This is a genomic window from Brevundimonas sp., assembly GCF_046295775.1.
Classification (GTDB): Bacteria; Pseudomonadota; Alphaproteobacteria; order Caulobacterales; family Caulobacteraceae; genus Brevundimonas.
Map to the genome: position 1 here is coordinate 21,665 of NZ_JBKBML010000013.1, position 13,073 is coordinate 34,737.

Sequence of the window (13,073 nt, forward strand, 5' to 3'; positions counted from 1 at the left end):
CGTCATATGGCGCCGAAGGAGCCCTCTCATGACCCGATTTCCCGCAAAGTCCGTGATGATCGCGGCGGCGGCGGCGCTGACGCTCGGAGCCTGCGCCACCGCGACCCCTTACCAACCCGCCGGCCCCAGCGGCTATGGCGGCTATGCCGAGCAACGGCTTGAAGCCAACCGTTTCCGCGTCGCCTTCTCGGGCAACTCCGTCACCTCGCGCGACCAGGTGGAGATGGGCCTGCTGCTGCGCTCGGCAGAGCTGACAGTCCAGAACGGTTTCGACTGGTTCGCCACCGCCGGACGCGCGACCGACCGAGACACCCGATTCTACGCCACGCCCGACCCATTCTACTATGACCGTTATTCGCCCTTCTGGGGGCCGAGCTGGCGCTATTCGCGCGCCGGTTCGTGGAGCCGCTGGGACCCCTGGGGCCCGTGGGGCCGCCCCGGCTTCGGCCGCGACATCGACATCCGTCAGATCGATCGCTTCGAGGCCAACGCCGAAATCATCATGGGCCGCGGACCCAAGCCGGCCAATGATCCCAACGCCTTCGACGCGCGTGACGTGATCGACAATCTGGGACCGCGCCTCGCCCGCCCGATGTAAGGGCGCGCGGCGCTAGAACGATCAAGGGCGGCGTCCACGCGGACGCCGCCCTTTTTCTTACCGGCCTACCCGCGGGGTCTTCAGCCGTCGCTTGTTGGCGTGGGTCTGGGGCGCGGCGCCCAGGTCCTCGGGGATCTCGCCCTTGAAATAGTACCGCTGCCACGCCTCCTTGACCGCGTCGGGGTCGCGGCTGGCCAGGCGCTCGTTGAAGTCGGTGCGCGCGCGGTTCCAGGCCTCGAACTGGCCCTTCATGGTGGGGTTGGACGCCAGGCTGCGGATCACCGGCTCGAACTGCTCGACCTTCTTGTGCTCGATCAGATTGATGAAGCAGAAGGGCTCGCCCTTGTCGAAGCGCACCCGCCCCGGCCGCGTGAAGATCCAGTTCATAGTGAAGGGGAACGGCAGCCAGTCCGTCTCGATCAGGCCGACCAGCGGCTGGATCCCGTCCTTCACATGGTTGGGCGAGCCCGAGCACATCATCCCCCAGCCCGGCGGCGTGCGGAACAGATACTGCGGGTGCATCGTCAGCACCCCGCGCGAGAAGTGCGAGGTGACGAAATGGTCAAGTTCGTGATTGGGCCGGTCCGGGGTGATGACGATGTCTTCCTGACGCGGCCCGCCGTTCCATTCGGCCTGGAAGCCGAAGGGGCACAGGATTTCCCAGCCGGTGGTGTTGGCCATGTTCAGCGGCAGGCAGCGATAGGGGTGCCGGCTGGCGAAGGCGTCCATCCAGTTGCGCGACTGGCGGCCGGGCACCAGGTCCGGCGGCCTCGACGACATCGGGTAGCATTCCAGTTCCAAGGCGCGGCTCCGGCGGCTAATCAGGGCAGGTGACCTCCCTAGCCCAGCCCGAGGCCTCGCCTCAACAACCCGCTTTCGACCGGGCGCGCCTGACGGCCTGGCTGGCCGAGCACGGCGTGGCCCACACGACCCACGACCACCCCGCCGTTTTCCGCGTCGAGGAGGGGCTGGACCTCAAGGCCGCCCTGCCCGGCGCCCACACCAAGAACCTGTTCCTCAAGGACAAGAAGGGCGCCCTGTGGCTGATCTCGGCGCGCCAGGACACAGTCATCGACCTGAAGGCCGCGCCGAAGCTGATCGACTCTGACCGGCTGTCCTTCGGCAATGAACAGTTGATGTGGCAGACGCTGGGCGTGCGTCCCGGCTCGGTCACGGCTCTGGGCCTGATCAACGACACGAACCGCCGCGTCGGCTTCATCTTGGACCGCCGCCTGTGGGACGCCGCCATCGTCAACTTCCACCCGCTGGAGAACACGGCCACCACGGCGCTGGATCAGGCGGCGTTCCGGCGTGTGCTGACGCTGATGGGGCGCGAGGCGAAGGTGGTGGATTTCGGTACTTAGTGCGCCATTGTAGAGCGGATATAATTTCTTACTTCAGATAGGACAGCCTGATCGCTTGTTTCGAATAATCTCAAAAACCCCTCATCAATTTCGTCAGGATGTCGGAAATTCATTTGCTCAGATGCTGATCTAATAAATGAGCATATAAATAGAAAATCTGAATTATTGTTGTATTTTTTAATTTGATTTTTCTGCTGATAAATATCAGCAACTGCCTCCTTAAAGTGAATTATATTATCCAATCTATACGCACTTATAACTCTAAATAACGTCACTCTGTAAGGCATGAATTTAATTGGAATGCCGATTTTTGTCATTCTGCTTTTTGCGACCAAACTAACAGAAAGTGACTTTTGAAACTGTCCGTTGTCGTGATAGAACTGGGCACGGACACTTCCATAAACTGCTATAATAAATGGAATAACTCTTTTCACGTTGCTCCGCCCCGTCCTTTGTTTGCAGTTGCTCACAGTCCGCCTACCGTTGCCCAACCTCGGCGTCGGCGGTGCGTTGCTGGCCGGTGACGAAGACGCTGTAGCTCAGCACGCCGATGGCCATGCCCATGAACAGGCCGGCCATGACTTGATAGAGCTTCAGGCGCTTCAGGACCGGCTTGCCGCTGAACAGGCCCTCGACCAGGGCGGTGTTGCCTGCGCCCGCGACATAGGCGGCGGCGGCGAAACAGACCACCGAGCCCCAGATCGTGGGCGGGGCGTCGTTCAGAACGCTGCCGATCAGGGTCACGGACAGGCCGGCCCCGGCCAGGGCGCCGGTCGCCGTCTGATCAAAGATCCGCGCCTGAAGCTCATAGGCCAGGTCTGGCGAGACCTGGGCGATCCGCTCGTCGGGAAGGCTCGTCTTCCTTGCCGGGGCCTTTTGCGGCGCAGCGTGCTCCGGGTGCGATTGATCGGCTTGGGCGGAGACCGGAACGGGCTGGGCCATGGCGAGGTCCTGGGCGACGGCGCCGGCCGTCCGACGAGGCCCATCCTTGCTTTGCGCCTGTCTGATCCGTCAAGCGCGCGAGACGCGCCCGGCGCTCGCCGACAGAGGATGAGCGTCGGGGTGTTGTCTGATACAGCCATCGCGACCATCTGCTGACTGCTGCGTTAGACCCGCCAGACCCGGAGCGCCCATGACCCTCGCCGACCCGCACGCCCCCAACGCCAACGCCGACGACCTGATCAAGGAAGGCTCCGACGCCGGCTTCATGGCCGACGTCATCGAGGCGTCCAAGGTCCAGCCGGTGATCGTTGACTTCTGGGCGACCTGGTGCGGGCCGTGCCGGACGCTGGGGCCGATGCTGGAGAAGGCCGTGCGCGCCGCCGGCGGGGCGGTGAAGATGGTCAAGATCGATGTGGACGCCAACCCGGCCTATGCCGGCCAGCTGCGGGTCCAGTCGATCCCCACCGTCTACGCCTTCAAGGACGGCCAGCCCGTCGACGGCTTCCAGGGCGCGGTGCCCGAGAGCCAGATCAAGGCCTTCATCGACAAGCTGACCGGCGGCAAGTCGGGCAACAGCGATGTCGATCAGCTGCTGTCGCTGGGCGAGGAATCCCTGTCGCTGAACGACCTGGGCGGCGCGGCCCAGGCCTTCGCCCAGGTGCTGACGCTGGAGAGCGACAATCAGAAGGCCATCGCCGGCATGGCGCGGGTCTATCTGGCCGACGGCGACCCCGAACAGGCGCGCCAGACCATCGCCATGGCCCCAGCCGACAGCCGCGAGCCGGCGGTGCAGAGCGTGCGCGCCCAACTGGCCCTGGCCTCGGCCCCGGCCGGCGTCTCGTCGGATCTGGAGGCGCGGGTCCAGGCCGATCCGAACGATCACCAGGCCCGCTTCGACCTCGCTCAGGCCCAGGCCGCCTCGGGCGATCTGAAGGGCGCGGTCGACCATCTGCTGACCATCGTCAAGGCCGACCGCGAGTGGAACGATCAGGCGGCGCGCAAGCAGCTGCTGACCGTGTTCGACGCCGCGGGCTCAACCTCCGACGTGGCCAAGGACGGGCGCCGCCGCCTGTCCTCCATCCTGTTCTCGTAAGGGCGCGCGGATGGCCCAGAGCTACGTCAGGGCCGCCGACCTGCCCCAGGTCGTTCCCGTGTTTCCCCTGCCGGGCGCCATCCTGTTCGCGCGGGGTCAGCTGCCGCTCAACATCTTCGAGCCGCGCTATCTGAACATGATCGACGACGCCATGGCGGGCGATCGGCTGATCGGCATGATCCAGCCGGCCGGCGGACCCGAGACCCTGCCGCGTCTGTGCAATGTCGGCTGCGTCGGGCGGATCACCAGTTTCGCCGAGACGTCGGACGGCCGCTATCTGATCACCCTGACCGGGGTCAGCCGGTTCCGCATGGCCGGCGAATTGCCCAGCCAGGCGCCCTATCGCACCGCGCGGGTGGCCTTCGCGCCCTATGAGGCGGACCTGAAGCCGCCGGTGATCGACGACTACGACTTCGACCGCGAGGGCTTTCTCGGTGCGCTCAAGGCCTATCTGGAGCGGCGCGGGCTGGACATCGACTGGGAGACCGCCGAGGCGGCCCCGCCCGAGGCCCTGATCAACAGCCTGGCCATGGCCCTGCCGTTCGATCCGCCCGAAAAACAGGCGCTGCTCGAGGCGCCGGAACTGCCCGAGCGCGGGGCCGCCCTGACCGCCCTGATGCGCATCGACGCCGCAGGGGCCGGAGACGGTGAGGACGAGCCCTCTTCGTTGCAGTAGCCCTTCCCTCTCTCGCCGGGAGAGGGCTTGAGCGCACGGGGGCGCAGCCGGCGTTCTGGCGCGAAAGGGTGAGGGCCGGCCGCCAGCGGCTTCGCCGCCGCAAACCGCCGACCCTCATCCGACCCCTTCGGGGCCACCTTCTCCCAATGGGAGAAGGACGATCCGTCAGCGCGCCGAGTAGGCCGGGGGCATGGCGCCTTCGCCGCCGTCCTTGTAGCGGTCGCGCAGCATCAGGTTGCGGGCCTGCATCGGCTGTTCCACGCCGTTGACGAAGACCGCCGACGGCTGGCTCAGCGGCTCCAGCGGATCGCCCGACCAGACCACCACATCGCCCGCCGCGCCCGCGCGCAGTTCGCCGAACTGCCCCGCGAAGCCGAAGATGCGGGCCGGGTTGACCGTGATCGCCGCGATCGCCGCCTCGAACGGCAGGCCGTGCGACACCGCGTTGCCGGCGTTGTAGCGGGTCTCGCGCGCCCGGTGCACCGCGCCCTCGTTGGCCTTGATGGCGATCACCACCCCGGCTGCGTTCAGGGCCGCGGCGTTCTCCATGCGCGAGGCGCGGGTTTGGAAGTTGCCGGGCAGGTTGGAGTTGGGGTGCAGCAGCACCGGCACGCCGGCCGCGGCGATCTCATCGGCGACCAGCCAGCCTTCCTCGGCGCCGTCCAGGATCACCTTGACGCCCTCTTCGCGCGCCAGACGCAGGACCTGACGGATGTCGGAGGCGCGGCTGACGCTGACGATCAGCGGCATGCGGCCTTCGGCCACCGGGATCAAAGCCTCCAGGTCCGCGCGCGACAGGCTGAGGTCGCGAAGCGCGGCGCGGTCATAGGCGGCCTTGTTGCGGGCGTAGAGGCGGACCTCGGCCATCGTTTCCTTGAACAGCACGAACTCGGCGCCGCGCCCCCCGCCGGCGACCCGGGCCCCGGCCTCGCCGAACGGGGCGACCATGGCTACGCGCGGGCGCACCAGGATGTCCTGGCCCTGACCCAGATGGATGACGGCGGCCTGACCCGCGAACAGACCCGGCGACTGATAGCCGCCATGCCCGGCGCCGGCGAAGTCGGAATCGTCGTGGCTGTGACCGCCCGACGAGCCGCCGTGACGCGGCGTCACCACCGCGCGGGTGACCCCTCCCAGGCGCGCCACCGGCAGGGTGAAGGACCAGGGATCGAGGCCGTAGGACAGGTCGAAGGCGGCGCTCAGAGTATTGGCGCTGTTGGACAGATCGTTTGAGCCCTGAACCGAGGACACCTCCGATCCGCCCAGGCCGGAATCCACGGCCACGAAGCCGGGGGCCACGACCTTGCCGCGCGCGTCGATGATCCGCGCGCCGGCCGGGGCCGCGCCGGTCCCGACCGAGGCGATGCGGCCATTGGCGATGACCACCGTGCCGTTCTCGATCACGGACGTGCCGGTCAGGACCCGGCCGCCCGTGATGGCGACCGTCTCCTGGGCGACGGCGGGTGTGGCCAAGGTCAGAGCCAGCGCGGCGGAGGCGATGAGGGCGTTGAGGCGCATCAGCGGGCTCCTTCGCGAACGTTGGCGGCCGACAGGCCGTATCCGGGCTGGCCCAGCTCGAAGTCCGAGACGGGCTGATAGGCCGGGTTGAAGCGGTCGAACGACAGGGCGCCGTCGATGAAGACCTGATCGGCGCGGGCGTAGATCGAGAAGGGATCGGCGCTCCAGATCACCACGTCGGCGCGCTTGCCGGTCTCCAGAGATCCGGTCTCGTCGGCGATGCCCAGGGCGCGGGCGGCGTTCAGCGTGATCCAGCGGATGGCGTGCTCCTCGCTGATGTTCATGCCCGCCCGGCGGCCGGCCGACAGGGCGGCGGCGGCCTCCTGGTTCAGGCGCTGGATCAGTTCGGCGTCATCGGAGTGGATGACGGCGCAAGAGTTCTGCGGAACGTCGACCAGGGCCGCATTCTCCTCGATGCCGTCCAGGGCCTCCATCTTGAAGCCCCACCAGCCCGTCCACATGGCCGCGCAGACGCCTTCGCGCGCCAGGCGCGGGGCCAGCTTGTAGGCCTCGATGGCGTGATGGAAGGCGGTGATCTTGAAGTCGAACTCGCGGCCCAGATCCAGCATCAGCGCCATCTCGTCGGCGCGGTAGCAGTGGTTCTGCACCAGGATGGAGCCGTCCAGAACGCCGGCGATGGTCTCGTTCTGCAGGTTGCGGGTCGGCGGCGTCCCCTCGCCGGTGCGCCGCCACTTGTCCCACTTCTCGCGATAGTCCTGAGCGGCGATGAAGGCCGCGCGATAGCCGGCCATATTGCCCATGCCGGTGGCCGGGCTCTGGTTGCGCCCGCCATAGACGCGGCTGGGGTTCTCGCCGCAGGCCATCTTGACCGTATAGGGGGCGTTCGGGAACTTCATGCCCTGCATGGTCACCGACGGCACGTTGCGCACCGTCACGCCGCGCCCGCCGAACAGGTTCGCAGAACCGGGCAGTATGTGCATCGTGGTGACGCCGCCGGCGCGTGCGGTGTTGAAGCCGGGATCTTGGGGCCAAAGGGAATGTTCGGCCCAGACCTGGGCGGTGTTCGGATTGGTCGCCTCGTTGCCGTCGCTCATGCCCATGACGCCGGGCGAGGGATAGACGCCGAGGTGGCTGTGGACGTCGATGATGCCGGGGGTGACGAAGCGGCCGCGCGCATCGACCACGCGGTGGCCGCCCGGCACGGGGGTGGAGGCGTCGCCGACCGCGGCGACCCGGCCGTCGGTGACGATCACCACGCCGTTGTCGATCTTCTGACCCGCGCCGGTGAGCACCACGCCGCCGACGATCGCCAGATTCTCGCGCGGCAGGCCGCGATAGGTCGAGGGATAGGGGTCGGGGTTGGCGGCGGCGTCCAGCCCCGCGGCCATCGGGGCCCGCTCACGCTTGGGGGCTTCGGATGTCGAGGCGCTGTCGCCCGTCGAGGCGCAGGCCGACAGGGCCATGACAAGCGCGGCGGCGCAGGCCCCGCGCGTGAGCAGTTGACGCATTGAAACTCCCCCCTGAACGTCCGACCGGACGACGGCGGGGCATAGAAACGGCTCGTTTCCCGCCCGTAAAGCGGAAATGTGGAGCGGCCCAAAAGAAGAAGGGCGCGGGCCTCTCGGCGCCGCGCCCTGAAGCCTCAGGTCAGTGTTTGACTCACCCCAAGGCCTTCATCAGTTCCGGCACCACGGTCTTGTAGTCGCCCACCAGGCCGTAGTCCGCGACCTGGAAAATCGGGGCGTCGGCGTCCTTGTTGATGGCGACGATGGTTTTGGAGTCCTTCATCCCCGCCAGATGCTGGATGGCGCCGGAGATGCCGATGGCGATGTAGAGCTGGGGCGCGACGACCTTGCCGGTCTGTCCGACCTGATAGTCGTTGGGCGCATAGCCCGCGTCGACGGCGGCCCGGCTGGCGCCGACGGCGGCGCCGAGCTTGTCGGCCAGCGGGTCCATGACGGCGTGGAACTCTTCCGCCGAGCCCAGGGCTCGTCCGCCCGAGACGATGATCTTGGCGGCGCCCAGTTCGGGCCGGTCGGACTTGACCATTTCTTCGGAGACGAAGGCCGTCTTGGGCGCATCGGCGCCGGCGACCGTCTCGACCGAGGCCGAGCCGTCGTTGGCCGCAGCGTCGAACGCCGTCGGGCGCACGGTGATGACCTTCTTGGCGTCCGACGACTGGATCGTCTCCAGCGCGTTGCCGGCGTAGATCGGCCGCACGAAGGTGTCGGCCGAGACGACCTCGACCACGTCCGAGATCGGCGCCGTGTCCAGCTTGGCGGCGATGCGTGGGGCGTAGTTCTTCCCGTCGGTGGTGGCCGGCGCCAAGATGGCGTCGTAGCCGTCGGCGAGCGGGACCACGGTCGCCTCCACCGCCTCGGCCAGGGCCTTGCCCAGGCCCGCGCTCTGGGCCAGCAGAACCTTGCGCACGCCCGAAATCTTGGCGGCGGCGTCGGCCACGCCCTGGGCGTTTTCGCCCACGATCAGGACGTCGACGTCGGACGACAGGGCCAGGGCGGCGGTTACGGTCTTGTTGGTGGTGTCGCGAACGGCCGAGCCGTCGTGGTCGGCGATGACGAGGACGGCCATTTACAGCACTCCCGCGGACTTCAGGGTTTCGACCAGTTCGGCGGCGCTGGCCACCTTGACGCCGGCCGAGCGCTTGGGCGGTTCGGTGACCTTCAGCACCTTCAGGCGCGGGGCCGTGTCGACGTCGTAGTCGGCGACCGCCTTGGTGGCGATCTCCTTCTTCTTGGCCTTCATGATGTTGGGCAGCGACGCATAGCGCGGCGTGTTCAGACGCAGGTCCACGGTCACCACCGCCGGCAGCTGGGCCGCCACGGTCTGCAGGCCGCCGTCGACCTCGCGCGTCACGGTCGCCTTGTTGTCGGCGATCTCCAGCTTGCCGGCGAAGGTCGCCTGGGGCCAGTCCAGCAGGGCCGCCAGCATCTGGCCGACCGCATTGTTGTCGCCGTCGATGGACTGCTTGCCCATCAGCACCAGGTCCGGCTTCTCCTCGTCCACCACGGCCTTCAGCAGCTTGGCCACCGCCAGGGGCTCCAGGTCGGTGTCCGACTGGATCAGGACGCCGCGGTCCGCGCCCATCGCCAGGGCCGTGCGGATCGTCTCCTGGGCCTGGGTCACGCCGATGGAGACGACCACGATCTCGGTCGCGGTGCCGGCGGCGTGGTGTTCCTTGCCTTCCTTGAGACGAACCGCCTCTTCGACGGCGATTTCGTCGAAGGGGTTCATGCTCATCTTGACGTTGGCCAGATCAACCCCGCTCTGGTCCGCCTTCACGCGAGCCTTCACATTATAGTCGATCACCCGTTTGACGGGGACGAGTACCTTCATGAGTCTATCCACACGATCGCCGAAATGTTGCGCCACGGAATGGAACGGGCGAGAAGGCCTGTCAACGTGACGCGGGGTCAATGGCTCCGCCGCAAACCGTCTGGAGCACGCCGCGAATGCACCGTCTGATGACCATGAAACGCCTCAGCATCCTTTTCGCGGGCGTGTTCGGCGTGATGATGCTGGGCCTGTTCGTCTATCAGAGCTACTGGGCCGCCCCCGGGGAGCGCTGCGAGAAGTCCGGCCGCTGGTGGGACATGGAAAGCCGCACCTGCGCCCAGCCGATCTCGATCGCCGAGATAACCGGCCGGCCCATCGGCGTCAGCCGCGAGGAGGCCTCGGCTCAGAAGAACCGCGAACTGACCGCCATCGAACGCCAACTGGCCGCGGAAAAGGCCGCCGTCGCGGCCGACGCCGACCGCCAGCGTGCTGTTCTGGCCGCGTCTCAGGGGCGCTGAGGTCGTCTAGCGCGTCGCGCCGGGCCGCCATTTGACATCGCCGGCGCCGTTCGCATTGGCGCGGCGGGCGGCGACGAACAGGTGGTCGGACAGGCGGTTGAGATAGCGGACCGCCTCAACATTCAGTTCGGCGCCCGTCTCCATCAAGGCCACGGCCTCGCGCTCGGCGCGGCGACAGACCGTACGCGCCAGATGCAGGTGCGCCGAAAGCGGCGCGCCGCCCGGCAGGATGAAGCTGTCGAGCGCCTTGAGGCTCTCGTTCATCCAGTCGATCTCCTGCTCGAGCCGCTCGACCTGCGAGGCCACGATGCGCAGCGCCTCCCAGGCGGGCGGCGGGTCCAGCGGCGTCGCCAGATCGGCGCCCAGGTCGAACAGCTCGTTCTGGATGCGCGCCAGCATGGCGTCGATGCGGTCGTTCTGGCCCGAGTGCAGGCGGGCGACCCCCAGCACGGCGTTCAGCTCGTCGACCGTGCCATAGGCGGCGACGCGGGGGTCGGTCTTGGACGTCTCGGCGCCCGAGGCCAGGCGCGTACGCCCGCCGTCGCCCGTCTTGGTGTAGATCTTGTTCAGCACCACCATCGCATCAGGCTCCGTGCGTGGACTTCCACCAGAAGCCGATCAGCAGCAGCACGACCGCCACCGCCTGCAGCAGCACCCGCAGCCGCATGATCTTGTTGGACCGCGAGCGGGCCAGGTCGCCCCCGCGATACAGGGTGTAGAGCCCGTAAAAGAGAGTGACGGCCACCGCCGCCACGGCCAGCAGGATCAGGATGTCGAAGACGCTCATGGCTGTCTTCTAGGCCTGTGTTCGCCCTCGCGCCAGCCGGCCGGTCAGCAAGTGCGACTAATTCGCATTTATCCTTGACAGGGCGGGGGAGTCGCTATTGAGAGGCGCTCGCAAGTATCTCTCTGGGGCGCATTTATGGTCATTTCCTCCGTTCTCTCGCGCAAATCCGGCTGGCTGGGCGCGGTCGCCCTCAGCGCCCTGGCGTCTTCGGCCCTTGCCTCGCCCGACGAGACGGATCAGAGCCGCCAGCAGCAAGCCCACCAAGTGGCCGACGTAGTCGTCACCGCGGCCGGTTTCGAGCAGCGCATCCAGCAGGCGCCGGCCTCAATCAGCGTCGTTCCGCGCGCCGAGATCGAGGAAATGCGCGCGGTCTCCATCGCCGAAATCCTGACCGCCGTCGAAGGCGTCGATGTCGGGGCGCCCGTCGGCAAGACTGGCGGCCAGACCATCAACATCCGCGGCATGGGCTCGGACTACACCCTGATCCTGATCGACGGTCGCCGCCAGAACACGGCCGGCAGCGTTACGCCCAACGGCTTTGGCGAGACCGCGAACAGCTTCCTGCCGCCCGTCTCGGCCATCGAGCGGATCGAGGTCGTGCGCGGCCCGGTCTCGACCCTGTACGGCTCCGACGCCATGGGCGGCGTGGTCAACATCATCACCCGCAAGGTCGGCGATGTCTGGACCGGCTCCGGCACGGCTCATTACACCCTGCAGGGCGACGACGAGTTCGGCGACATACGCGGCGGCGACGTCTATCTGAGCGGTCCGCTAATCCGCGATCGCCTGGGCCTGATGCTGCGCGCCTCGCGGTCGGAACGCGAAGCCTCGCGCCTGACCTTCGAGAACGCCGCCGGGACCGATGCGCCCGTGACCGGCTTCGGGCGCAGCTCTACCGCCAACCGCATCTGGAGCGTCGGCGGCCGCCTGTCGGCGACCCCGCACCCCGATCACGACGTCTGGCTGGACGTCGATGTCGCGCGCCAGTGGTACGACAACCGCAACAGCGAGATGGGCACCGCCACCACCGCCGGCGGCTATGACAAATTCCTGGAGTTCAACCGCGACCAAGTCTCGCTGGCGCACGACTGGCGCCTGCCGTTCGGCATGCTGGAGTCCAATGTGTCGCTGGGCCGCACCGAGACCGTTGGCCGGATCATCCCCAATGGCGTCGCCGGCGCCGGCGGGCCGCGCACCCTGGAGAGCGAGAACCGCATCTTCGACACCAAGCTGTTCTCGCAGTGGCGCAACCACACCTTCACCGTCGGCGGCCAGTATTGGGAAGCCGAAATGATCGACGGCGTGGCGCCCGAGCGGTTCGAGCACACCCAGTGGGCCCTGTTCGCAGAGGACGAGTGGCGTTTCACCGACACCCTGGCCCTGACCCTGGGCGCGCGTCACGACGACCACTCCAAGTTCGGCTCGCACTTCAGCCCGCGCGCCTATCTGGTGTGGAACGCGACCGACGCCTGGACTTTCAAGGGCGGTGTCAGCCAGGGATTCAAGACCCCGCGTCTGGAGCAACTGGCAGAGGGCATCAACGGCTTCGGCCAGCAGGGTCGCCTGCCGCTGCTGGGCACGCCGACGCTGAAGCCCGAGACCTCGACCTCCAGCGAAATCGCCGCCTTCTACGACGCCGGCGGCCCGATTCGGGCCAGCCTGACGCTGTTCCACAACACCTTCGAAGACAAGATCGCCTCGGACGTGCCCATCGCCAACTGCAGCTTCGGCCTGACGGCGGCGCAGTATGCGGCCGGCGGCTATCCGACCACCGGCTGCGCCGACGTCGGCTTCTGGCCCACCTTCGCCACCTTTGGCCAGTCGGTGAACATCGACGAGGCCGAGACGCGCGGCGCCGAGGCCTCGGTGCGCTGGCGTTTCGCCTCGGACTGGACGCTGCAGGCTAACTACACCTTCACCGAAAGCGAGCAGAAGTCCGGCGCCTCGGCCGGCCTGCCCCTGACCGATACGCCTGAGCACATGGTCAACGCCAATCTGCGCTGGCAGGCCTCCGACCGCCTGGGTCTGTGGGTGCGCGGCGAATATCGGTCGGAGCGCTATCGCGGCGCGGGCGCTGCCCAGGACGCCTGGGGCGACTACGAGGCCTATGGGCTGATGCACATCGGCGGCGCCTATGACGCGACCGACAACGTCACTTTCAACGCCGCGATCTACAACGTCTTCAACACCGACTTCGTGCAGCTGCTGCCGTACGGAACGCCTGTCGCCTATACGCCGAAATACGCCAACAACCAGGAGCCCCGGCGCCTGTGGGTGTCGGTGACGGCGCGATTCTGACGCAGGGCGAGGTTGATCGACCCA

At 67.4% G+C, this 13,073-nt stretch carries 15 protein-coding genes; 6 read left to right on the forward strand and 9 right to left on the reverse strand.

The annotated features are described in order from the left end of the window. The first annotated feature begins 28 nt into the window (after nucleotides 1-28). Nucleotides 29-598, forward strand: a complete 570-nt coding sequence (locus ACK4I0_RS09275; RefSeq protein WP_409610223.1) for a CC0125/CC1285 family lipoprotein — start codon at nucleotides 29-31, stop codon at nucleotides 596-598. A 57-nt stretch (nucleotides 599-655) separates the two neighbouring features. On the opposite strand, the gene ACK4I0_RS09280 is transcribed toward ACK4I0_RS09275, so the two are convergent. Beyond that, nucleotides 656-1,399: a DUF6065 family protein gene (locus tag ACK4I0_RS09280; RefSeq protein ID WP_409610225.1), complete on the reverse strand. Its 744-nt coding sequence runs from the start codon at nucleotides 1,397-1,399 to the stop codon at nucleotides 656-658. Nucleotides 1,400-1,428: 29 nt separating this feature from the next. On the opposite strand from ACK4I0_RS09280, the gene ACK4I0_RS09285 reads away from it, so the two are divergent. Continuing rightward, a complete protein-coding gene (locus ACK4I0_RS09285; protein ID WP_409610227.1) occupies nucleotides 1,429-1,962 on the forward strand; it encodes a prolyl-tRNA synthetase associated domain-containing protein in 534 nt (177 codons plus the stop codon). Here the strand turns inward: ACK4I0_RS09285 and ACK4I0_RS09290 are convergent. Continuing rightward, nucleotides 1,959-2,396 carry a hypothetical protein gene (locus ACK4I0_RS09290; protein WP_409610229.1) on the reverse strand — a complete coding sequence of 146 codons (438 nt, stop codon included), beginning with the start codon at nucleotides 2,394-2,396 and terminating at the stop codon, nucleotides 1,959-1,961. The two genes, ACK4I0_RS09285 and ACK4I0_RS09290, sit on opposite strands and share 4 nt — an antisense overlap. Nucleotides 2,397-2,439: 43 nt before the next feature. After that, entirely contained in the window at nucleotides 2,440-2,904 is a 465-nt protein-coding gene (locus ACK4I0_RS09295) for a hypothetical protein (RefSeq protein ID WP_409610231.1), read from the reverse strand. Nucleotides 2,905-3,094: 190 nt separating this feature from the next. On the opposite strand from ACK4I0_RS09295, the gene trxA reads away from it, so the two are divergent. Beyond that, nucleotides 3,095-3,997, forward strand: coding sequence for a thioredoxin (trxA, locus tag ACK4I0_RS09300; protein WP_409610233.1), 903 nt, complete (start codon nucleotides 3,095-3,097; stop codon nucleotides 3,995-3,997). A 10-nt stretch (nucleotides 3,998-4,007) separates the two neighbouring features. Then, nucleotides 4,008-4,673 (forward strand): LON peptidase substrate-binding domain-containing protein, encoded by a 666-nt coding sequence (locus ACK4I0_RS09305; protein ID WP_409610235.1) that lies wholly within the window; start codon nucleotides 4,008-4,010, stop codon nucleotides 4,671-4,673. 165 nt (nucleotides 4,674-4,838) lie between these two features. Here the strand turns inward: ACK4I0_RS09305 and ACK4I0_RS09310 are convergent, their stop codons facing one another. From ACK4I0_RS09310 to ACK4I0_RS09325, 4 genes are all read right to left on the reverse strand, one after another. Then, on the reverse strand, nucleotides 4,839-6,191 hold the full coding sequence (locus tag ACK4I0_RS09310; RefSeq protein WP_409610237.1) for an amidohydrolase family protein: 1,353 nt from the start codon (nucleotides 6,189-6,191) through the stop codon (nucleotides 4,839-4,841). Continuing rightward, the gene (locus ACK4I0_RS09315; protein ID WP_409610239.1) at nucleotides 6,191-7,660 is read right to left on the reverse strand and encodes an amidohydrolase; all 1,470 of its coding nucleotides are present in this window, start codon (nucleotides 7,658-7,660) and stop codon (nucleotides 6,191-6,193) included. Before ACK4I0_RS09315 ends, ACK4I0_RS09310 begins: the two co-directional genes overlap by 1 nt. A 151-nt stretch (nucleotides 7,661-7,811) precedes the next feature. Continuing rightward, the gene (locus ACK4I0_RS09320; protein WP_409610241.1) at nucleotides 7,812-8,741 is read right to left on the reverse strand and encodes an electron transfer flavoprotein subunit alpha/FixB family protein; all 930 of its coding nucleotides are present in this window, start codon (nucleotides 8,739-8,741) and stop codon (nucleotides 7,812-7,814) included. Next, complete coding sequence (locus ACK4I0_RS09325) at nucleotides 8,742-9,506, reverse strand: electron transfer flavoprotein subunit beta/FixA family protein (RefSeq protein ID WP_409610243.1); 765 nt, start codon at nucleotides 9,504-9,506, stop codon at nucleotides 8,742-8,744. 116 nt (nucleotides 9,507-9,622) lie between these two features. Here ACK4I0_RS09325 and ACK4I0_RS09330 point away from each other — a divergent pair, with 116 nt between their 5' ends. Next, nucleotides 9,623-9,964 carry a hypothetical protein gene (locus ACK4I0_RS09330; RefSeq protein ID WP_409610245.1) on the forward strand — a complete coding sequence of 114 codons (342 nt, stop codon included), beginning with the start codon at nucleotides 9,623-9,625 and terminating at the stop codon, nucleotides 9,962-9,964. A 6-nt stretch (nucleotides 9,965-9,970) separates the two neighbouring features. Here ACK4I0_RS09330 and ACK4I0_RS09335 read toward each other — a convergent pair whose 3' ends face one another. Together ACK4I0_RS09335 and ACK4I0_RS09340 are read right to left on the reverse strand one after the other, a co-directional pair. Then, entirely contained in the window at nucleotides 9,971-10,543 is a 573-nt protein-coding gene (locus ACK4I0_RS09335; protein WP_409610247.1) for a cob(I)yrinic acid a,c-diamide adenosyltransferase, read from the reverse strand. A 4-nt stretch (nucleotides 10,544-10,547) separates the two neighbouring features. After that, on the reverse strand, nucleotides 10,548-10,751 hold the full coding sequence (locus ACK4I0_RS09340; protein ID WP_409610249.1) for a twin transmembrane helix small protein: 204 nt from the start codon (nucleotides 10,749-10,751) through the stop codon (nucleotides 10,548-10,550). A gap of 135 nt (nucleotides 10,752-10,886) precedes the next feature. Here ACK4I0_RS09340 and ACK4I0_RS09345 point away from each other — a divergent pair, with 135 nt between their 5' ends. Beyond that, nucleotides 10,887-13,049: a TonB-dependent receptor domain-containing protein gene (locus ACK4I0_RS09345; RefSeq protein WP_409610251.1), complete on the forward strand. Its 2,163-nt coding sequence runs from the start codon at nucleotides 10,887-10,889 to the stop codon at nucleotides 13,047-13,049. Nucleotides 13,050-13,073: the final 24 nt, after the last annotated feature.